General features: G+C 72.0%; 19 protein-coding genes and 1 pseudogene. 14 read left to right on the top strand and 6 right to left on the bottom strand.

The genetic code is table 11. The features are described from left to right. The first annotated feature begins 4 nt into the window (after positions 1 to 4). The 8 genes from AB5J56_RS38365 (at position 5) to mug (ending at position 9020) form a co-directional block, all read left to right on the top strand. A complete protein-coding gene (locus tag AB5J56_RS38365) occupies positions 5 to 2572 on the top strand; it encodes an ABC transporter permease (protein ID WP_369239941.1) in 2568 nt (855 codons plus the stop codon). A 143-nt stretch (positions 2573 to 2715) separates the two neighbouring features. Then, entirely contained in the window at positions 2716 to 3150 is a 435-nt protein-coding gene (locus AB5J56_RS38360) for a GNAT family N-acetyltransferase (RefSeq protein ID WP_369239939.1), read from the top strand. Between the two features lie 196 nt (positions 3151 to 3346). Continuing rightward, the gene (locus AB5J56_RS38355) at positions 3347 to 4675 is read left to right on the top strand and encodes a hemolysin family protein (RefSeq protein WP_369239937.1); all 1329 of its coding nucleotides are present in this window, start codon (positions 3347 to 3349) and stop codon (positions 4673 to 4675) included. Beyond that, complete coding sequence (locus tag AB5J56_RS38350) at positions 4672 to 5685, top strand: hemolysin family protein (protein ID WP_369239935.1); 1014 nt, start codon at positions 4672 to 4674, stop codon at positions 5683 to 5685. The genes AB5J56_RS38355 and AB5J56_RS38350 overlap by 4 nt, the downstream gene beginning before the upstream one ends. Before the next feature lie 113 nt (positions 5686 to 5798). Beyond that, positions 5799 to 6581: an SGNH/GDSL hydrolase family protein gene (locus AB5J56_RS38345; RefSeq protein ID WP_369239933.1), complete on the top strand. Its 783-nt coding sequence runs from the start codon at positions 5799 to 5801 to the stop codon at positions 6579 to 6581. A 17-nt stretch (positions 6582 to 6598) separates the two neighbouring features. Further along, positions 6599 to 6937 carry a DUF4326 domain-containing protein gene (locus AB5J56_RS38340; RefSeq protein ID WP_369239931.1) on the top strand — a complete coding sequence of 113 codons (339 nt, stop codon included), beginning with the start codon at positions 6599 to 6601 and terminating at the stop codon, positions 6935 to 6937. Between the two features lie 95 nt (positions 6938 to 7032). Continuing rightward, positions 7033 to 8475, top strand: a complete 1443-nt coding sequence (gene purB, locus AB5J56_RS38335; RefSeq protein WP_369239929.1) for an adenylosuccinate lyase — start codon at positions 7033 to 7035, stop codon at positions 8473 to 8475. 44 nt (positions 8476 to 8519) lie between these two features. Continuing rightward, a complete protein-coding gene (gene mug / locus AB5J56_RS38330; RefSeq protein WP_369239927.1) occupies positions 8520 to 9020 on the top strand; it encodes a G/U mismatch-specific DNA glycosylase in 501 nt (166 codons plus the stop codon). A 4-nt stretch (positions 9021 to 9024) separates the two neighbouring features. Here the strand turns inward: mug and AB5J56_RS38325 are convergent, their stop codons facing one another. The 3 genes from AB5J56_RS38325 to AB5J56_RS38315 all read right to left on the bottom strand — a co-directional run bounded on the left by AB5J56_RS38325 (position 9025) and on the right by AB5J56_RS38315 (position 11218). Further along, on the bottom strand, positions 9025 to 9468 hold the full coding sequence (locus AB5J56_RS38325) for a hypothetical protein (RefSeq protein ID WP_369239925.1): 444 nt from the start codon (positions 9466 to 9468) through the stop codon (positions 9025 to 9027). A gap of 89 nt (positions 9469 to 9557) precedes the next feature. Further along, on the bottom strand, positions 9558 to 10280 hold the full coding sequence (locus AB5J56_RS38320) for an ABC transporter permease subunit (protein ID WP_369239923.1): 723 nt from the start codon (positions 10278 to 10280) through the stop codon (positions 9558 to 9560). A gap of 2 nt (positions 10281 to 10282) precedes the next feature. Then, positions 10283 to 11218, bottom strand: a complete 936-nt coding sequence (locus tag AB5J56_RS38315) for an ABC transporter ATP-binding protein (RefSeq protein ID WP_369239921.1) — start codon at positions 11216 to 11218, stop codon at positions 10283 to 10285. A gap of 108 nt (positions 11219 to 11326) precedes the next feature. Between AB5J56_RS38315 and AB5J56_RS38310 the strand changes: the two genes are divergently transcribed. The 3 genes from AB5J56_RS38310 to AB5J56_RS38300 all read left to right on the top strand — a co-directional run bounded on the left by AB5J56_RS38310 (position 11327) and on the right by AB5J56_RS38300 (position 14425). Then, positions 11327 to 12490, top strand: coding sequence for a sensor histidine kinase (locus AB5J56_RS38310; RefSeq protein WP_369239919.1), 1164 nt, complete (start codon positions 11327 to 11329; stop codon positions 12488 to 12490). A 14-nt stretch (positions 12491 to 12504) separates the two neighbouring features. Continuing rightward, positions 12505 to 13167, top strand: coding sequence for a response regulator (locus AB5J56_RS38305; protein ID WP_369239917.1), 663 nt, complete (start codon positions 12505 to 12507; stop codon positions 13165 to 13167). 100 nt (positions 13168 to 13267) lie between these two features. Next, positions 13268 to 14425, top strand: coding sequence for an ROK family transcriptional regulator (locus tag AB5J56_RS38300; protein ID WP_369239915.1), 1158 nt, complete (start codon positions 13268 to 13270; stop codon positions 14423 to 14425). Positions 14426 to 14543: 118 nt separating this feature from the next. On the opposite strand, the gene AB5J56_RS38295 is transcribed toward AB5J56_RS38300, so the two are convergent. Next, positions 14544 to 15305: a GntR family transcriptional regulator gene (locus AB5J56_RS38295; protein ID WP_369239913.1), complete on the bottom strand. Its 762-nt coding sequence runs from the start codon at positions 15303 to 15305 to the stop codon at positions 14544 to 14546. A 246-nt stretch (positions 15306 to 15551) separates the two neighbouring features. Next, positions 15552 to 16439 (bottom strand): RNA polymerase sigma factor SigJ, encoded by an 888-nt coding sequence (sigJ, locus tag AB5J56_RS38290; protein WP_369239911.1) that lies wholly within the window; start codon positions 16437 to 16439, stop codon positions 15552 to 15554. 120 nt (positions 16440 to 16559) lie between these two features. Here sigJ and AB5J56_RS38285 point away from each other — a divergent pair, with 120 nt between their 5' ends. Both AB5J56_RS38285 and AB5J56_RS38280 read left to right on the top strand, forming a co-directional pair. Continuing rightward, positions 16560 to 17213, top strand: coding sequence for an NADPH-dependent F420 reductase (locus AB5J56_RS38285; RefSeq protein ID WP_369239909.1), 654 nt, complete (start codon positions 16560 to 16562; stop codon positions 17211 to 17213). Between the two features lie 159 nt (positions 17214 to 17372). Then, complete coding sequence (locus tag AB5J56_RS38280; protein ID WP_369239907.1) at positions 17373 to 18203, top strand: alpha/beta fold hydrolase; 831 nt, start codon at positions 17373 to 17375, stop codon at positions 18201 to 18203. Positions 18204 to 18242: 39 nt separating this feature from the next. Here the strand turns inward: AB5J56_RS38280 and AB5J56_RS38275 are convergent. Continuing rightward, positions 18243 to 19079: pseudogene (locus AB5J56_RS38275) on the bottom strand (DMT family transporter); the annotation flags it as partial. Positions 19080 to 19129: 50 nt separating this feature from the next. Between AB5J56_RS38275 and AB5J56_RS38270 the strand changes: the two are divergent. Beyond that, positions 19130 to 20641 (top strand): PLP-dependent aminotransferase family protein, encoded by a 1512-nt coding sequence (locus tag AB5J56_RS38270; protein WP_369243040.1) that lies wholly within the window; start codon positions 19130 to 19132, stop codon positions 20639 to 20641. The last annotated feature ends 193 nt before the right edge of the window (positions 20642 to 20834 follow it).

The raw sequence follows: 20834 nt of genomic DNA, 5'->3' as shown, positions 1-20834 counted from the left end.
AGACGTGCTCAAGGCGACCCTGCGGAGCTTTCTGGCGCACAAGGGGCGGCTGCTCCTGTCGGCGCTGGCCGTCGTCCTGTCCGTGGCGTTCGTCGCGGGCAGCCTGATCTTCTCGGACACGGTCACCAGTACCTTCGACCGGCTCTTCGCCTCCACGTCGGCCGATGTGGTCGTGAACCCGAAGGACGATCTCGACTCGCAGATCTCCTCCGGGGCCACCGCCACCGTGCCCGCCTCCCTCGCTGAGCGGCTGAAGAAGGTCGACGGCGTCGCCGCGACCCATCTGGACGCGAGCGTCCAGAACATCACGGTCGTCGACAGCAAGAACGACGCGGTCGGACCGACCACGGGCGCCCCCACCATCGTCACCAACTGGGAGGTCACCGACCGCAGTCCGGTGAAGCTGACCTCCGGCCACGCCCCGCACGGATCCGGTGAGGCCCTTCTCGACGCGGACACCGCGAAGAAGAAGCACGTGCGCATCGGCGACACCCTGACGGTGCAGCCGCGGCGCGACCCGTTCAAGGTGAAGATCGTGGGCATCGCCACGTTCACCACCACGAACCCGGGCGCGGCGCTCGTCTTCCTCGACACCCCGACCGCCCAGACGAGGCTGCTGGGCAGCGCCAACGCGGCCACCAGCATCTCGCTGGACGCCCAGAAGGGCGTCAGCGACGAGGTGCTCAAACAGCGCGTCGCCGCCGAACTGGGCCCGAACACCTACGACTTGAAGACCGCCGACGAGCAGGCCAAGTCGGACGCCTCCGACATCGGCGGATTCCTCGACGTCATCAAGTACGTGATGCTCGGATTCGCCGGGATCGCCGTCCTCGTCGGCGTCTTCCTCATCGTCAACACGTTCTCGATGCTCATCGCCCAACGCACCCGCGAACTGGGCCTGTTGCGCGCACTGGGCGCCGACCGGCGGCAGGTACGCCGGTCCGTGCTGGCCGAGGCGGCACTGCTCGGCGTGGTCGGCTCGACGCTCGGACTCGCCGCGGGAATCGGCCTGGCGGCCGGACTGATCGAACTCATGGGTCTGTTCGGCATGAACCTCAAGTCCACCGAGATGGTGATCGGCTGGGCGACACCCGTGTCGGCGTACGTCGTCGGTGTCGGCGTCACGTTCGTGGCCGCGTATCTCCCGGCCCGGCGCGCGGCGGGCGTCTCCCCGATGGCAGCCCTCGCGGACGCGGAGATCGCCGGGGTGGGCAAGCCGCTGCGGGTGCGGGCGGTGGCGGGCGCGATCGTCGGGGTGGCCGGTGCCGCCGCACTCGCGGGGTGTGCCGCGGCGACGAAGACCGCCTCGGCGGCCTCCCTGCTCGGGCTCGGCGTGGTCCTCACGCTCATCGCGACCGTGATCGCGGGGCCGCTGCTGGTCCGCCCGGTGATCCGGGTCCTCGGCGCCGGTTTCCCCGCCCTGTTCGGCCCGGTCGGCCGGATGAGCCAGCGCAACGCGCTGCGCAATCCACGGCGCACCGGCGCCACCGCCGCCGCCCTGATGGTGGGCCTCGCGCTGGTCGGCGGGATGTCCGTGGCGAGCGCCTCCATGAGCAAGTCCTTCGACCAGCAGATCGACAAGACGCTGGGCGCCGACTTCGTGGTGCAGAACAGCAACTTCATCCCGTTCACCGAGGAGATCGCCGACAAGGTGCGCGCCACGGAGGGCGCCGGACTCGTCGTACGGCAGCGGTTCACGCCGGTCGCCGTCCACCTGCCGGACGGCAAGCGCGTCAAGACGGCCGCCGCGGCCTACGAGTCACGGCTCGACGACGTCGCCCACGTCACGTACACCCAGGGGGACAGCGCGGCGGCGCTCGCGGACGGCTCCATCGGCATGGACGTGGACTTCGCGAAGGACCACCACGTGAAGATCGGCAGCACGATCCCCGTCGAGTTCCCGGCCGGGCGCAAGGGCGAGCTGAAGGTCGGCGCGCTCACCGACCAGGAGGGCTCAGGCGGGTTCGGGATGCAGGGCGGACTGTTCTTCGGGTTCGGGACCATCGAGAAGTACGTGCCCGGCGCACAGGACCTGGCGCTGTACGTGAACGCCAAACCGGGCGCCGACGAGGACCAGTTGCGCAAGCGCCTGGAGAAGACGCTCGACCCCTATCCCCAGGTGCAGGTGCGCAACATCGCCGACTACAAGAAGCTGGTCCACGACCAGATCGCCGTACTGCTCTACCTCGTGTACGCGCTGCTCGGCCTCGCGATCGTCATCGCGGTGCTCGGCGTGGTCAACACCCTGGCCCTGTCGGTCGTGGAACGCACCCGGGAGATCGGACTGCTGCGCGCCATCGGGCTCGCCCGGCGGCAGCTGCGCCGGATGATCCGGCTCGAGTCGGTGGTGATCGCCGTGTTCGGCGCGGTCCTCGGGCTCGCGCTGGGGCTGGTGTGGGGCGTCTGCGTACAGCAGGTGCTCGCGCTGCAGGGCATGACGGCGCTGGCCTTCCCGTGGAGCACCATCGTCGCGGTCGTGGTCGGCTCCGCCGTCGTGGGCATCGTGGCCGCGCTGCTGCCGGCGCTGCGCGCGTCCCGGATGAACGTGCTCGCGGCGATCGCCCACGAGTGACCAACTCGCCGGTGTGACCGTCCTGAAGCCTTGCGCAGAGGCGTTCAGGGCGGTCGTCGAGATCCTGCGCGGAAAGGGAGCGGTCGGCCGTCCGCATCGTGGAATTGATCGGCGCGAGCGGCCCCGCGTGATGGGATCGGCGCATGAGTGAACTGCGGATACGGGCCGCGACACCCGATGACCTCGACGCCGTGCTGGCCTTCTGGAAGGAGGCCGCCGAGGGCACAAGCATCAGCGACGACCGTGCCGGAGTGGAGCGGCTGGTCGCGCGCGATCCCGAGTCGCTGATCCTGGCCGAGAAGGACGGCGAGCTGGTGGGCACGGTGATCGCGGGCTTCGACGGCTGGCGCTGCCATCTGTACCGGCTCGCGGTGCATCCCGGAAGGCGGCGCCAGGGCATCGGTTCGGCGCTGCTCACCGCCGCCGAGGAGCGGTTCGTACGGCTCGGCGGGCGGCGCGGCGACGCCATGGTGCTGGTGCGCAACGAGAGTGCGCACCTTGCGTGGCGGGCGGCGGGGTACGAGCCCGAGGAGAAGTGGCGGCGGTGGGTGAAGCCGCTCGGGGAGCTCGGAGACTGAGTCCGAGGGTTCGCTGGGTTCGCTTCCGGGAGAGTGCTCTCACCGCCTAGGCGACTTTGCCGATCCTTTACTATGGGGGATCAGTCGTCCCTCTGATCGAAAGGTGTGAGCGTCCGCCCATGGGCGAGCCTCCCAGTACCCGACATCGCGCGGTCCCCCCGTCCCTGGCCGATCATGGGACGGAGGTGACCTCCCGATGACCGAAGTGCTCCTGCTCGGATTGGCGATCCTGCTCTCCCTGGCCTGCGGCGCGTTCGTCGCGGCCGAGTTCTCTCTGACCACGGTCGAGCGCGGTGACCTGGAGCGGGCCGTCGAGCGCGGTGAACGCGGCGCCTCGGGCGCCCTCAAGGCCGTACGGAATCTGACGTTCCAGCTCTCCGGCGCGCAGCTCGGCATCACCGTCACCAACCTGGTGGTCGGCATGCTCGCCGAGCCGTCCATCGCCAAGCTCATCGCGGGCCCGCTGGAGGCGATCGGCGTCCCCTCCTCCGCGTCGACCTCGGTGGCGCTGATTCTCGGTACGGCCCTGTCGACGGTCTTCCTCATGGTCGTCGGCGAGCTGGTGCCCAAGAACTGGGCGATCTCCTCGCCGCTCGCCGTGGCCAAGCGCGTGGCGACGCCGCAGCGCTGGTTCAGCTCGGCGTTCCGCCCGTTCATCGCCCACCTCAACAACACCGCGAACCACGCCGTACGACGTTTCGGCCTCGAACCCGCCGAGGAGCTGGCCTCCGCGCGCGGACCGCAGGAACTGGTGGCCCTCGCCCGGCACTCCGCGAAGCTGGGCGCCCTGGAGGCGGACACCGCGGAGCTGTTCGTGCGCACCCTCAACCTCGCCGACCTGACCGCGGAGAACGTGATGACCCCGCGCGTCCAGGTCATGGCCCTGGACGTCCAGGCCACCTGCGAGGACGTGGCGAACGCGACCCGGGCGACCGGCCTGTCGCGCTTCCCCGTCTACCGCGGCAACCTCGACTCGGTCGTCGGCGTCGCCCACATCAAGGACGTGCTGGCCGTACCCGCCGAGCGCCGGGCCCGCCACCCCGTCGCCCAGCTGATGCGCGAACCCCTCCTCGTCCCGGAGTCGCTGACCGTCGACCGGCTCCTGGACCGGCTGTCCGGCAAACGGACCATGGCCGTCGTCATCGACGAGTACGGCGGCACCGCGGGCGTCGCCACCCTGGAGGACATCGTCGAGGAGGTCGTCGGCGAGGTACGCGATGAGCACGACCCGCACGAGACCTCCGACCTGGACCCGGCCGGCGCCGACGACGAAGGCCGCGCGCTGTACTCGGCCGACGGCGCCGCCCGCACCGACCAGCTCGCCCGCGTCGGACTGCGGGCGCCCGACGGGCCCTACGAGACGCTGGCCGGCCTCGTCGCCGCCGAGCTCGGCCGGATCCCCGCCGTCGGGGACACCGTCGAGGTCGTCGGCTGGCGGCTCGACGTGGTGGACGCGTCGGGCCGACGCGCCGCCCGCGTGCTGCTGCACGCACCGCTCGCCGAGGACGAGGAGGAGGCGCGATGACCACCGTGCAACTACTGATCGGTTTTGCGACGCTCGTCGTGAACGCCTTCTTCGTGGGCGCCGAGTTCGCGCTGATCTCGGTGCGCCGCAGCCAGATCGAGCCGCATGCCGAGGAGGGCGACCGCCGGGCGCGCAGCGTCCTGTGGGGCCTGGAGCACGTCTCCGCGCTGCTGGCCGCCGCCCAACTGGGCATCACCCTGTGCACGCTGGTCCTCGGTGTGGTGGCCGAGCCCGCGATCGCGCACCTGCTGGAGCCCGTCTTCCACGCGGTCGGCGTACCGCAGAGCGCGGGCCACGCGGTCTCGTTCGTCATCGCGCTCGCCCTGGCGACGTATCTGCACATGCTCCTCGGCGAGATGATCCCGAAGAACATCGCGCTCGCCGAGCCGGTGCGCACCGCGCTGCTGCTCGGCCCGCCGCTGGTCACGCTGGCCCGCGCGCTGCGGCCGGTGATCTTCACGATCAACGCCTTCGCCAACGCGCTGCTCAAGCTGCTCCGGGTCGACGTGAAGGACGAGGTCACCGCGACCTTCTCGGACGACGAACTGGCCCGGCTGGTCAAGGCCTCCAGTGCCGCGGGGCTCATCGACGACCGCGCCCAGGAGCGGCTGCACGACGCGCTGGAGCTCGGCCGCCGGCCCGTGCGCGACGTCGTCCTCCCGCTGGAACGCATCGTCTACGCGAGCGTGGGCGTCACCGCGGAGCAGCTGGAGCGGCTGTCGGCCGAGTCCGGCTTCTCGCGGTTCCCGGTGGTCGACGAGGGGCGCCGGATCGTGGGCTATCTGCACGTCAAGGACGCGCTGGACGCCATGCCGCGCGACCTGCCGTTCCAGGTCCGGGACATGCGGCCCATCGCGCGCGTACGGGAGAGCACACCGCTGGACGACGTGCTCACCGCGATGCGCCGCAGCCGTACGCACCTGGCGGCCGTGCTCGGCAGCGACGGGCGCCTCGCGGGCCTGGTCACCATGGAGGACGTGCTGCGGGAGCTGTTCGGGCAGCCGGTCTGACGCCGCGGGTGGCTGCCCGAGCGGTTCGGGCAGCCACCCGGGTCCGCGGGCAATCGGGAGATCGCAGGCCGACCGACCGACGGGTATGCCGTCGGGTTACCATCGCTTTCGCCATGCAGACGAATGCCACACACACCAGCCTGGTCGCGGTCGGCGACTCCTTCACCGAGGGCATGTCGGACCAGCTGCCCGACGGCTCCTACCGGGGCTGGGCCGATCTCCTCGCGGCACGGATGGCCGCCCGTACACCCGGCTTCCGGTACGCCAACCTCGCGGTGCGGGGCAAGCTGATCGGGCAGATCGTCGAGGAACAGGTGCCCGTCGCGGCCGCCATGGAGGCCGACGTGATCACGCTCGTCGGCGGCCTCAACGACACCCTGCGCCCCAAGTGCGACATGGGCCGCGTCCGCGGGCTCCTGGAGGAGGCCGTCGAGCAGCTCGCCCCCGCCTGCAAGCAGCTCGTCCTGATGCGCAGCCCCGGCCGCACCGGACCGGTGCTTGAGCGCTTCCGGCCGCGCATGGAGGAGCTCTTCGAGCACGTGGACGGCCTCGCGCAGCGGCACGGCGCGCTCGTCGTCGACCTGTACGGGGCGCCCTCGCTGGCCGACCCGCGCCTGTGGGACGTGGACCGGCTGCACCTCACGGGCGAGGGGCACCGCCGCGTCGCCGAGGCCGTGTGGCAGACCCTCGGGTACGAGGCGGAGGATACGGAGTGGCGTACGCCGCCGCCCGCCACCCTGCCACCGGGCTGGGCCGCACGCCGGACCGCGGACGTCCGTTTCGCCAGGCAGCATCTGCTGCCGTGGATCGGACGGCGCCTGACAGGACGCTCCTCGGGCGACGGACGCCCGGCCAAGCGCCCGGATCTGCTGCCGTACGAGGGTCCGTCGGCCTGATGCGATAGGGAGTCCCCGTGACCACCACCGTGATCAACCTCAAGGGCCACATCCGCGAGTACGGTCCCCGGTTGGAGCACGCCCCCACCGACCTCGTCTACATCGGCCGCCGCTGGACCATGGGCCACTGGGACCTCCCGCAGCACCCGCTCTACAACCCCTTCGCCCCCGACACCGCGACCAAGAAGCGCGACGGCACCCGCGCCGAGGTCATGGAGAAGTACCGGGCGTACCTGCAAGAACGCCCCGAGCTGCTCGCCCGGGTACCTGCCCTGCGCGGCAAGACGCTGGCCTGCTGGTGCGCCCCCGAGCTGTGCCACGGCGACATCCTGGCCGAGCTGGCCGACGCCTCCTGAGGCGGGCCTCACGACGCCCCGGCGCCGGGCTCGTAGGTTCCGACGAAGAACCCCGCGGCGCTGGCCTGCACGAATCGCCAGTAGAATCCGTACACGTGACTCCCGCGCCTGCAAAGCCCCGCATCCCGAACGTCCTCGCCGGACGCTATGCCTCCACCGAGCTCGCCGTGCTCTGGTCCCCCGAGCAGAAGGTGAAGCTGGAGCGTCAGCTGTGGCTCGCCGTGCTGCGTGCCCAGAAGGACCTGGGGATCGAGGTGCCGGACGCCGCCCTCGCCGACTACGAGCGGGTGCTCGACCAGGTCGACCTGGCCTCGATCGCCGAGCGCGAGAAGGTCACGCGCCACGACGTGAAGGCACGGATCGAGGAGTTCAACGACCTCGCCGGGCACGAGCAGGTCCACAAGGGCATGACGTCCCGGGACCTCACCGAGAACGTCGAGCAGCTGCAGGTCCGGCTCTCCCTGGAGCTGATGCGCGACCGCACGGTGGCCGTGCTGGCGCGCCTCGGCAAGCTCGCGGGCGAGTACGCCGAGCTGGTCATGGCCGGCCGTTCGCACAACGTGGCGGCGCAGGCCACCACCCTCGGCAAGCGTTTCGCGACCGCCGCCGACGAGCTGCTCGTCGCGTACGGCCGCGTCGAGGAGCTGCTCGGCCGCTACCCGCTGCGCGGCATCAAGGGCCCGGTCGGCACCGCGCAGGACATGCTCGACCTGCTCGGCGGGGACGCCGCCAAGCTGGCGGAGCTGGAGGACCGGATCGCCGGGCACCTGGGCTTCTCGCAGGCGTTCACCTCGGTCGGCCAGGTCTATCCGCGCTCGCTGGACTACGAGGTCGTGACCGCGCTGGTGCAGCTGGCCGCCGCGCCGTCCTCGCTGGCCAAGACGATCCGGCTGATGGCCGGGCACGAGCTGGTGACCGAGGGCTTCAAGCCCGGCCAGGTCGGCTCCTCCGCGATGCCGCACAAGATGAACACCCGCTCCTGCGAGCGCGTCAACGGCCTGATGGTCATCCTGCGCGGCTACGCGTCGATGACCGGCGAACTGGCGGGCGACCAGTGGAACGAGGGTGACGTGTCCTGTTCGGTGGTGCGCCGGGTGGCGCTCCCCGACGCGTTCTTCGCCCTGGACGGTCTGCTGGAGACCTTCCTGACGGTGCTCGACGAGTTCGGCGCCTTCCCGGCCGTGGTCGCTCGCGAGCTGGACCGCTACCTGCCGTTCCTCGCGACGACCAAGGTGCTGATGGGCGCGGTGCGCGCGGGCGTCGGCCGCGAGGTCGCGCACGAGGCCATCAAGGAGAACGCCGTCGCCTCGGCCCTCGCCATGCGCGAGCAGGGCGCCGAGCGCAACGAGCTGCTCGACAAGCTCGCCGCGGACGAGCGCATCCCGCTGAACCGCGCCCAGCTCGACGAGCTGATGGCCGACAAGCTGTCCTTCACCGGTGCCGCCGCGGACCAGGTCGCCGTCGTCGTCGGCCGCATCGAGGAGATCGCCAAGCAGCACCCGGAGGCCGCGGGCTACACGCCGGGGGCGATCCTCTGACCCGGTTCACCCCCGCGGACCTGGAGGCCGCCCGCGACCGGCTCGTGCCGGATGTCGCCGCGGACGGCCTCGGCGTTCTGTTCTGCGGCATCAATCCGGGGCTGATGACGGCGGCCACCGGCCACCACTTCGCCCGTCCCGGCAACCGGTTCTGGCCGGTGCTGCACCTGTCCGGGTTCACGCCGCGGCTGCTGAAGCCGTCGGAGCAAGGCGAGTTGCTGTCGTACGGGCTGGGCATCACGAACGTGGTGGCGCGGGCCACCGCGCGTGCCGACGAGCTGACGTCCGAGGAGTACCTGGAGGGCGGGCGGCTGCTGAGCGCCAAGGTGGAGCGGCTGCGACCGCGCCGGCTGGCCGTCGTGGGCGTGACCGCGTACCGGGCGGCCTTCGGTGACCGCAAGGCCCAAATCGGCCCGCAGGAACGGAGGATCGGCGATACCCGGGTCTGGGTGCTGCCGAACCCCAGTGGGCTCAACGCGCATTGGACGGCGGCGACGATGGCGGAGGAGTTCGGGCGGTTGCGGGCGGCTGCGGCCGAAGACTAGCCGCTCACGGCGGGTCGATCTCCGTGACCACGGCGAGGAGTTGGAACGGCAGTTCCTTGTCCCACTGGGAGACTCCCAGGGCCACCCAGCGGCCATGCTCGTCCTCTTGCCAGAGGTGCATGTCCGGCACGTGGGAGCTCAGGTCGGCCCAGGGCTCGGGTATGTCCTCGCCCTCCGTCGCCCGGCCGAGGACGCCGGCCAGGCTGAATCGTTGTGGGTGTCCCCAGCGCTCGGTCAGGCGCTCGGAGAGTCCGTCCCGGTCGGCCTCGAACTGTTCCTCCGTCGCCTGCCACCGTGTGCCGTCGTCCTCCCAGAAGTCGTCGCTCGTCGCTAACTCGGCGACGTGGTAGCCGGGTCCCCCGGTGCCGACGTCCGATCGGCCGGGCTCCGCGGGGAAGTCCCGGGAGCACAGCCGGTCGATCGTGGCCAGGTGCTGCGCGATGGTCATGTGTTCCAGTAAACCGGCCGCCACTGACATTTGGCGGGGCGTCAGGGCGTCATGGGGTCAGGGCCTGGTGGGATCAGGGCTTCGCGAGGTCAGGCGTCCCTGCGCCGTACGCTCCAGCCGCCCGCGAGGAGGGCCGCCAGCGCCCAGGCCGCGGTCACCGCCAGTCCGGACCACGGGCCGAGGCCGCTCTCGGACGTGTGGTGGAGCACCACCTGCCCCGCCCGGTCGGGCAGGAAGTCGGCGGCGTTGCCCGACACTCCCCCGATCACGAAGGAGACGATCAGGAGGAAGGGCACGAGGATGCTCAGCGTGGCCACGCCACTGCGCAGCAGGGCGGTGAGTCCGGCCGCGAACAGGGCCATCAGCGCGAGGTAGACACCGCAGCCGACGACCGCACGCACCTCTTCGCCCCAGGTCAGCCCGTCGGCCTTGGCTCCGAGCACCGCCTTGCCGACGGCGAGGCTCACTCCTCCGGTCAGCAGGCCGACGATCAGGGCCGGGCCGCCGATCGCCACCGCCTTGGCCGTGAACCACTGGCGGCGGTGGGGAACCGCGGCCAGCGAGAGGCGCAGCGCACCGCCCTGGAACTCGCCGGAGACGGCCGTCGCGCCGAAGGCGATCGCCGCGACCTGCCCGAAGCTGACGCCGAAGAACGCCGAGAACAGCGGGTCGAACTCGTCGCCGCCGGTGTCGAGTCCGGCGAGTGCGGAGAAGGCGGCGGTGACGACGAGGACGGCGCACAGTCCTGCGACCAGTGACCGCAGCGTACGGATCTTGATCCACTCGGCCTGGAGTACGGGGGCGAACGGCATGGTCAGGCCTCCTGAGGCTGTGCCGGGGACGGGGTGGCGGTGAACTCGGCCTCGGAGGCGGTCAGGTCGAGATAGGCCTGCTCCAAGGTGCCTTCCTCCGCGGCCAGTTCGAGGACGGGCAGCGCGGCGCCGGACACGAGGTGGCCGATGTCCTCCACGCGCGCGTGGTGCACGATCCAGCGTCCGTCGCCGTCCTCGACGGCCTCGTGGCCGTGCTGTGCGAGCAGTGCGCCGAGGACCACGCCGTCGGTGCTGCGCACCCGCACTCGTGGCTGCACGCGTGCGTGGATGAACTCCCGCATCGGTGTGTCGGCCAGCAGGCGCCCCCGGCCTAGGACCACGAGATGGTCGGCGAAGGAGGCGGTCTCGTTCATCAGATGGCTGGAGACCAGCACCGTGCGGCCCTGGCGGGCGAGCCGGCGCAGCACCTCGCGGATCCAGATGATCCCTTCGGGATCCAGGCCGTTGGACGGCTCGTCCAGCATCACCACGGGCGGATCGCCGAGGAGGGCGGCCGCGATGCCGAGGCGCTGGCGCATTCCGAGGGAGTACGTCTTCACCCGCCGCCTCGCGACCGAGGCGAGCCCCGTCTCCTCCAGCAGCTCGTCCACGCGGCGCTCGGGGACACGATTGCTCGCGGCGAGCACCCGCAGATGGTCCCGGGCCGTCCGCGAGCCGTGTGCGGCCTGGGCGTCGAGCAGGGCTCCCACGTGACGCAGCGGTTCGGGCAGGGTGACGTAGGGGCGGCCGCCGATGGTGGCGGTGCCGGACGTCGGCCGGTCCAGGCCGAGCACGAGCCGCATGGTGGTGGACTTTCCGGCGCCGTTGGGACCGAGGAACCCGGTGACGCGGCCGGGGAGCACCTGGAAGGTGAGCTGGTCCACGGCCCGCTTGCTGCCGTACTCCTTGGTGAGGTCTTGGACGTCGATGCTGGTCATGGCCTCAGCTTGGCTTCCGGCGCCGGCCGCGCGCCTCCCCCGCCGGTGGAGATCGTCTCCCTCGCTCGGGGGAAGCCAGTTGTCGGTGCGGGCTGTCACGATGACGCAATGGCACGCTTTCTGCGCCCGCTGTTCCGGGGGACGACATACACACGCTTGCTGCACCTGTGGGTGCCGATGCTGTTCGAGAGCGTGTGGCTCTTCATCGACATGGAGCACTGGTGGGTGCCCGCGTTGGTGCTGGTTCCGCTGGGGCTGATTCCCGCGGTGCGGATGGGTGAGGGTGTGCAGGCGCAGTTGCTGCTGACTCCGGGCGAGCGGGGCGACCCGGACGCGGCGATCGCCGTCTCGCCGTCGGCCACCTGGCGGGACCGGTTCCGGACGGTCGCGTGGCTCGAAGTACGCGCGGTGCTGAGCGCGTTGGCCCTGGTCGTCTGCGTCTGGCTCCCGGTCGTCACCGTCGATCTGGTCAGGGCCGCGTCGGGCTTCACTCCGGTCGACAGCCCGGTCATGACGGTGTCGCAGCCGCACTGGGCGTACGCGCTGTTGGTACCGCTGCCCCTGCTCGCGCTGTACGGCGGGATCGTCGGGCTCGGCGAGTTGGCAACGGCGATCGCGCGCCGGTTGCTGGGTCCGTCGGCGGCCGAGCGGCTCACCGCGCTGGAGGAGCGCACCGAGCAGCTCTTGGAGCGCAACCGCATCGCCCGGGAGCTGCACGACTCCATCGGCCATGCGCTGACTGTGGCGGTGGTGCAGGCGGGGGCGGCGCGGGCGGCCGGCGATCCGGAGTTCACCGATCGCGCCCTGGGAGCCATCGAGGAGACCGGCCGGGCTGCCCTGGAGGATCTGGAGCGGGTGCTCGCCGTGCTGCGCGAGCAGGCGCGTCCGGTGAGCAGCCGTCCGACGCTCGCCGAGGCGGACCGGCTCCTGGAGTCGGCGCGCGGCTCCGGAGCGAAGGTGGACGCCGAAGTGACGGGCGCCCTGGAGACCGTGCCCGGACCCGTCTCCCGCGAGGGCTATCGCATCCTCCAGGAGTCGCTGACCAATGTGCTCCGGCACGCGGGGAGCGTCCCGGTTCAGGTCCGCGTCGCGGTTGGCGAGGGCACGCTCGGTCTGGAGGTCCGCAATCCGCTGACGGCGCAGATACCCGGTCCCGGCCGGGGCAGCGGCCTGCGAGGCATCCGGGAGCGTGCGGCGCTGCTCGGCGGCCGGGCGCACACGGGCCCCGACGCGGGCGACTGGCAGGTGCACGTCGAGCTGCCGTTGCGCTGATCTACGCTGGCCGGATGCCGGTCACCGTTCTTCTCGTCGACGACGAACCCCTCGTACGGGCGGGTCTGCGCGCTGTTCTGCAGGCGCAGCCCGACATCGAGGTCGTCGGGGAGGCGGCGGACGGGGCCGCGGTGATCCCGCTGGTGCGGCAGCTGCGGCCGGACGTCGTCGCCATGGACGTCCGGATGCCGCTGATGGACGGTATCGAGGCCACCCGCGCGGTGCTGCGCACGGTGGACGATCCGCCGAAGATCCTCGTGGTGACGACGTTCGAGAACGACGAATACGTCTACGAGGCGCTGCGCGCGGGTGCCGACGGGTTCCTGCTGAAGCGGGCGCGGCCGGCCGAGATCGTGCACGCAGTGCGGCTGGTGGCCGAGGGAGAGTCGCTGCTGTTCCCCGCTTCGGTGCGGCAGCTGGCCGCCGAGTACGGCGAGAGTGGCGGGAATCGGGCGGCACGGGCCGCCATGGAGCGGGCCGCGCTGACCGAGCGTGAGGCGGATGTGCTGCGGCTGATGGCGCGCGGGCTGTCGAACGCGGAGATCGCCGCTCAGCTGGTCGTCGGCACCGAGACCGTGAAGTCGCATGTCAGCGGCGTGCTGGCGAAGCTGGGGGCGCGGGATCGCACGCAGGCGGTGATCGCGGCGTACGAGTCCGGGTTCGTCGCGCCGGGCTGATTCCGACCCGTCGGTAGCAAAGGGGGGTCCCGGCACTCGCCGGAGCCCGCCGCGCCGAGTACGATCCGGCCAACACGCGCACGAGCTGGGAGGACGGACGTTGGGGCGGTTGACCGGCGGGGACCCCTCTCTGCTGCGAAGGATCAATTCCGCGGTGGTGCTGCACGCGCTGCGTGCCACGGACTGCGCGACACTCACCGAGATCACCCGGGTGACCGGGCTGTCCCGGCCCACCGTCGAGGGCGTCGTCGAGGGGTTGATCGAGAACGGGCTGGTCGTCGAGAAGGCGGCCGAGGAGGGCGCGGCCCGACGCCAGGGCCGCCCGGCGCGAAGGTTCCGGTTCCGGGCCGAGGCGGGCCATCTGCTGGGTCTGGAGATCGGCCCGCACCGCGTCGCCGCGCTCCTCGCCGACCTGGACGGCAAGGTGCTGGGCGCCGTGTCCAAGGACGTCGACGAGACCGCGCCCGCGGACGAGCGGCTGGAGCGGCTGCGCACGGCGGTCGCCGAGTTGCTGCGCCGGGCGGGTGTGGCCCGCAGTTCCCTGCGCGCGGTCGGCGTGGGCAGCCCCGGCATCGTCGAGGCGGACGGCACCGTACGTCTGGGCACCGCGCTGCCGGAGTGGACGGGCCTCAACCTGGGCGAACGGCTCAGCCGCTCCTTCAAGTGCCCGGTGCTGGTGGAGAACGACGCCAACGCGGCGGCGGTCGCCGAGCACTGGAAGGGCTCGGCCACCGAGTCCGACGATGTCGTGTTCGTCCTGGCGGGCCTGAGCCCCGGGGCCGGGGCGCTGATCGGCGGGCGGCTGCACCGCGGCTACGGAGGCGCGGCCGGCGAGATCGGCGCCCTCCATCTGCTGGGCCGCGACGTGACGCCGGAGACGCTGCTGTCCACCACCGACGAGCCGCTGCACCCGCTGGACGAGCAGGCGGTCGCCGAGGTGTTCGCGCTCGCCCGCGACGGCGACCAGCGGGCCCGCGCGGCGGTGGAGCGCTTCATCCAGCGGCTGGTGCACGACGTGGCGGCCCTGGTCCTGGCCCTCGACCCGGAGCTGGTCGTGATCGGCGGCTGGGCGGCCGGCCTGGACGGCGTACTGGAGCCGCTGCGCCGCGAGTTGGCGCGCTACTGCCTCCGTCCCCCGAAGGTGTCCCTCTCCATGCTGGGCGAGGCGGCCGTGGCCACCGGGGCCTTGCGGCTGGCCCTCGATCACGTGGAGGAGCAGCTGTTCGCGGTGGAGGGCACCGTGACCGCGCGCCGCTAAGGCCCCCGGTACGCGGTCGCGCCCCGGAGGTCTCCGGGGCGCGAGGCGTCGAGCGGGTGGTGCGAACGGCAGCCGGACCGCGACCGGCAGCGGACCGAGTCCGGCCGGGCGTGCGGGCTCAGGAAGCGCGGCGCTCCGGGTGGTGGTGGATCTCCACGCCGCCCGAGTCGCCGAACGTCAGCCGGCAGGTGTCGGCACGGTAGGTGGCCACGGAGACCGCGGCCGTGCGTCCCTCGGCGAAGAAGCGGGTGGTGACGACGAGGACGGGCGCTCCGGGGAGGCGGTCCAGTTCCTTGGCATCGTCGGCGCGGGCCGAGCCGAGTTCCACGGACCGGTCCTGGCCTTCCAGCCCCAGGCGCCCCAGCTCGCGCAGCACGGCACGCGCGCGGGCCACGCCCGAGGGTGCGTCGATCGCGGTGAGGTCGGGCACCGAGGACGCCGGGATGTAGAGCAGCTCTGCGGCGACCGGCTGGCCGTGGGTGACCCGGGAGCGCTTCACCACGTGCACCTGCTCACCGTGGGCGGTCTCCAGGACCTCGCCCACCGCGGTGGGCGGCGCCGCCGCGGTGCAGTCCGCGGGCTGCCAGGCGTCGCCCGCCCCGCCCGGCCACATGTGCTGCTCGGAGCCGACATCGACGCCCATGCGCGGCGGGGCGACCGTGGTGCCCACTCCGCGCCTGCGCTGGAGGCGTCCTTCCAGTTCGAGCTGTTCCAGGGCCTGGCGGAGCGTGGCCCTGGCGACTCCGAACCGGGCCGCGAGCTCGCGCTCGTTGGGCAGGATCTCGCCCACGGAGAACTCGGAGTCCAATGCCTCACTGAGCACGGTCCTCAGGTGCCAGTACTTAGGCTCCGGCACCGATTCCAGCTGCTGGGTCCCCACCCTGTCCTCCGCAATCGCCGTGGCCCGGCGGCGTTTTAGCGCCCTTGTTTATTAAAGGTTCCTGCACTATCCCTGCGACCATAGGGCCGCCCCCACCCTTGGTCAAGACCAATCCTCGATCCCTTGTGGAATGCACGGGCGCGCTGCGGCGGAGCGTTCATACGACGTTCGCGGTACGCGATCTTCCGGACATGACGACGAAGCCCCCGTTCACGAAAACGGGGGCTCCGGTCGGCGCGTGGGGCGTCAGTCGGCGATGAGGGACGTGAGCTTCTCCGGGTTGCGGATGATGTAGATGCACTGGATCTGCCCGTCCACGACGTCCAGTTGGAAGATGCTGTCGGGCTTGTCGCCGGAGAGGGCGAGGAGCGCGATGCCGCCGTTGACCTCCAGGAGACGGAACGACGGGTCCGTGATGCCGCCCTTCTTGGCAGCGCCGTAGACGAAGCGCCCGACCTTGTCGGCGGACTCGATGATCCGCAGCGGCGCCTTGGAGAGGCCTCCGCTGTCGCCCACCAGGCGGACGTCCGGGGCGAGCAGGGACATCAGCCCCTCCAGGTCACCCTCGACCGCCGCCGCGAGGAACCGCTCGGTCAGATCGCGGCGCTCGGCCGGGTCGACCTCGTAGCGGGGCCGCCGTTCGTCGACGTGCTTGCGGGCCCGCCCGGCGAGCTGCCGTACGGCCGACTCGCTGCGGTCGAGCGTGGCGGCGATCTCCGCGAACGGGTACCCGAAGGCCTCCCTGAGGACGAAGACCGCGCGCTCCAGCGGTGACAGGGACTCCAGTACGACGAGGACGGCGAGCGAGACGGAGTCGGCGAGGACGGCCCGCTCGGCGGTGTCCGGGACGGTGTCCACGTAATCGGTGACGTACGGCTCGGGCAGCCAGGGGCCCACATAGGCCTCGTTGCGGGACTGGACATGGCGCAGCCGGTCGATGGCGAGCCGGGTGGTGATGCGCACCAGGTAGCCGCGCGGTTCGCGCACATCGCTGCGGTCGGCGCCGGACCAGCGCAGCCATGCTTCCTGAACCACGTCCTCCGCGTCGGCCACCCTGCCGAGCATGCGGTAGGCGACGCCCATCAGGACGGGACGGTGCTCTTCGAAGACATCGGTCGCGGTTTCGGTCGTCACCGTCCCATCCCATCCGACACATCCCGCCGTGTCCAGGCGGAATCGGTCCTTCCCGGAGCAGAATGATCCACGGTCGCCGGTGGTCGGCGGCTGCGAAAGCTTGGGCTGTGGAGGTCAACGATGCGGTACGCGGTGCTGGGCACCGGCGAGGTGGGGCGCACCCTCGGCGGCAAGCTGGTCGAACTGGGGCACGAGGTGTCGCTGGGTTCGCGCACGAAGGACAACGCCGCGGCCCTGGCGTGGGCCGCGGACGCGGGACCCGGGGCGAGCCATGGCACGTTCGCCGAGGCGGCCGCCTTCGGCGAGGTGATCGTCAACGCGGTGGGCGGGCGGGTGGCACTCCCCGCGCTGGAGGCCGCGGGCGCGGAACACCTCGACGGCAAGATCGTCGTCGACGTCTCCAACCCGATGGCATTCGAGGACGGCCAACTGCGCCTGTCGCCCGTCGAGTCGGACAGCATGGGCGAGCAGATTCAGCGGGCCTTCCCCCGCGCGCTCGTGGTGAAGACGCTCAACACGGTCAACAACCAGGTGATGGTGGACCCGGCGCGGGTGCCGGGCGAGCACCAGATCTTCGTCTGCGGCGACGACCAGGACGCCAAGAGCCAGGTGACCGCGCTCCTCGGCGAGTTCGGCTGGCCCCCGCACCGAGTGCTCGACCTGGGCGGCATCCAGGCGGCGCGCAGTCTGGAGATGGTGCTGCCGCTGTGGCTGAGCCTGTTCCAGCAGATCGGGCACGGCGACTTCAACCTGGAAGTGCGGAGGGCTCGTTGAGGACGTGAGCCCGAGGAGGTCGCCGTACGCGCTCGGGGTTCGTCGCGCTATGGGGCTACCCGTCGGTAGCAGTTGCTGACAAGCTGTCTACGAGGCTGTTGTCCACAAGTCCGTGCGACAGCCCGCCAGTCAGCGCTTCCCCCGACGAGGAGCAGCCCCATGCCCGACACGGTCTCCCTCAGCCTCACCTCGCCGCACGGCCCGCGGACCGTGACCCTGTCCTACGCGCGCGAGGGCACCGGCGAGCCGCTGCTCCTGCTGCACGGCATCGGGCATCACCGGCAGGCCTGGGACCCGGTCGTCCACATCCTGGCGGCGGAGCGCGACGTGATAGCCGTGGACCTCCCCGGGTTCGGCGAGTCCCCGGCGCTGCCGGACGGGCTCACGCACGACCTGGCGACGATGAACGCCGCTCTGGGCGCGCTCTGCGAGAAGCTCGGGATCGAGCGGCCGCATGTGGCGGGCAACTCCCTCGGCGGGCTGCTCGCCCTTGAGCTCGGCCGGGAGAAGCTCGTACGGTCCGTCACCGCGCTGTCGCCCGCCGGGTTCTGGTCCCAGGCCGAACGCCGGTACGCCTTCGGGGTGCTGCTCGCCATGCGGCGGGCCGCGCGGAGCATGCCGCTCCCGTTGGTCGAACGGCTGTCGCGGACCGCGGCCGGGCGCGCGGTGCTCACGAGCAGCATCTACGCCCGCCCGGGCCGCCGTTCACCCGACGCCGTCGTCGCCGAGACACTGGCGCTGGCCCGCGCCGAGGGATTCACCGAGACCCTGCGGGCAGGCACGGCGGTCCGGTTCACGGACGACATCCCCGGGGTTCCGGTCACCGTGGCCTGGGGCAGCCACGACCGGCTGCTGCTGCGCCGCCAGGGGATCCGTGCGAAGCACATCATTCCCCGGGCCCGGCTGGTGCGGCTGCCCGGCTGCGGGCACGTCCCGATGAACGACGATCCGGCGCTCGTCGCCCGAGTGATCCTCGACGGCAGCCGCTGAGCGACGCCGGGCGAGCGCACCGGAGCCGAGGGCGACCCCCGCACCGACGAGCCCACTGCCCACGGCCTGCGCGGCGCCGTAGGAACCCGTGCCGACCAGGGGCGCGGTGCAGGCGGCGGCGACGGGGATGAGGCCGGAGAAGAGCGTGGCGCGCTCGGCGCCGATGCGCTGCATGCCCATGTACCAGCAGACGAAGCCGACCACCGTGACGACCGCCGCCTGCCACAGCAGTGCGGCGGCCTCGGTGGCGCCCGGCATCCGCAGCCAGGCTCCGCCGTCGGTGAGCAGCCCGGCCGCCGCCGACTCGACCGCGGCGATCCCGCACACGGTGGCCGACAGCAGCCGTGGGCCGAGCGGCCGCAGGACGGGCACGGCCAGGACCGCGAAGCCGACCTCCCCGGCCAGCGCGCACACGGAGAAGGCGATCCCCCGGCCGTCGGCGCGGCCCCACCCTTGGACGGTGAAGGCGCCCACCGCGACGAGCAACGCCCCGTACAAGGGCGCACGTTGGGGACGGCGGCCCTCCAGCAGGGGCACGAGGACCGCCACGACCACCGGGGCGCAGCCCACGAAGACGCCAGGTACCGCCGGTTCCGCGCTGCGTTCCGCGGCTAGCACGGCCAGGTTGAAGCCGACCATCCCGACGGCCGCGAGCAGCACGAGCCGCACCCACTGACGCGGGACGAGCCGTCGCAGGGGCGCTGCCCCTCCGCGGCCGACCAGGGGGACGAGCAGGAGGCAGGCGAGGGCGTAGCGCAGGAACTGGCCGCCCGCGTACGGGTAGTGGCCCAGCACGCTGTTGGCGGTGAAGGAGCCTCCGACGAGGACGCAGGCGAGGGCGGCGAGCAGCGCCCCGCGGGTGGTGGTGGCGTTCATGACGGCGACGCTATGAAGCATCGCGGTCCGGATTAAGGTCCACTTCCATGATGTCTTCGGGGACCAATCCGGACGGGCCGACGGGTCCGGCGCCGGACGGATTCGATACGGCTGTCGGCGGCGCCCCCTCCGGCGCCGAACCGTGGGCCGCTGCCTGGGAGTTGCTGCTCCCGGCCGCCGCGGCCCCGCCACGCGCGCGTGGCCGTACGTTGCAGGAGGCGCTGCGCGAGGCGGTGCGCTCCGGCCGGCTCGCGCCGGGCACCCGGCTGCCGTCCAGCCGTGAACTCGCGGCCGATCTCGGGGTGTCACGGGGGTTGGTCACGGAGGCGTACGAGCAGTTGACCGCGGAGGGGTACCTGCGCAGCGGACGGGGCGCCGGCACCTGGGTCGGCGCGGCAGCCCGGGCGGCCCGCCCTCACGCGCGCGACCTCGCTCCGCGCCCCGCCGGCACCCGGGCGGACTTCGTGCCCGGCACCCCGGACCTCTCGCTGTTCCCGCGTGCCGCGTGGGCCGCCGCCCAGCGCGCGGTGCTCGCCGAAATCCCGCACCACGCCCTGGGTTACCCGGATCCACGCGGTCTGCCCCGACTCCGTACGGCCCTGGCCGAACTGCTCGCGCGGCGCAGGGGCGTGGTCGCCGACCCCGAGCGCATCGTGGTGGTGTCCGGTGTCGCGCAGGCGACGACACTGCTGGGATTCGTGCTGCACGCGCGCGGGGTGCACCGGGTCGGCGTCGAGGACCCGGGGAGCCCGCAGCACGGTGCGCTGTACGCCTCGGCCGGCCTCGAAGCCGTAGGGCTGCCGGTGGACGAGGAAGGGCTGGCCACCGGACCGCTGATGGAGTCGGGGGTACGGGCGGTGGTGACGACGCCCGCCCACCAGTTCCCCCTGGGCATCGCCTACTCCGCGCGGCGTCGCGCCGAACTCCTCGACTGGGCGCGCTCGGTGGACGGTCTGGTCGTCGAGGACGACTACGACGGGGACTTCCGCTACGACCGCGCCCCCGTGGGCGCGCTCCAAGGGCTCGACCCCGAACACGTCGCCTACACGGGGTCTGTCAGCAAGTCCCTGGCGCCGGGACTGCGGCTCGGCTGGCTGCTCGTACCGGCGTCACTCTCGGAGGCGGTCGTCGAGCGCAAACGGACGATGGATCTCGGCCATCCCGCGATCGATCAGGCCCTGATGGCCCACTTCGTGGAACGGGGCGACTACGACCGCCAACTGCGCCGCTGCCAGCGCGCCTACCGGGAGCGGCGCGACGCCCTCGTCTCCGCACTGGAGGAGCACTTTCCCGGCACCGAGGTCTCCGGGATCGCGGCGGGCCTGCACGCCATCGCCGCGCTGCCCGACCGGTACGGGCCGCCGGACCGCTTCCTGAAGCGCGCCGCGGCGGCAGGGGTGGCGGTGCGACCGCTGGCGGACTACGGGTACGGCGACGGCTCCGCCGGGACCACCGACACGGCTGCCGGCGGGGGCATACGGCTGGTGCTGGGCTACGCCCACCAGTCCCCCGCGCGGATCCGCGAAGGCATCCGGCTGATGGCGGACGTCGTGCGGGCCTGAGCCGCCCGCCGACCGATCGCAGGCCGACGGCTGCCCGATCGCCGACCCCACAGCACACGTGACACGCCGGGAACCACACGCTGGTCCCCTTGTCTCCGCGGCCAGTTGTTCACTTGTGGTTTCCGTGGGCGCTGCGGCGCACCAGTAGTTGTGGCAGTGCACATTGGCCGAATCCGTCCCTGGAGGCGCATTC

The sequence above is a fragment of the Streptomyces sp. R21 genome, from assembly GCF_041051975.1.
Classification (GTDB): Bacteria; Actinomycetota; Actinomycetes; order Streptomycetales; family Streptomycetaceae; genus Streptomyces.
This window is presented reverse-complemented; position numbering and strand designations above follow the sequence as displayed.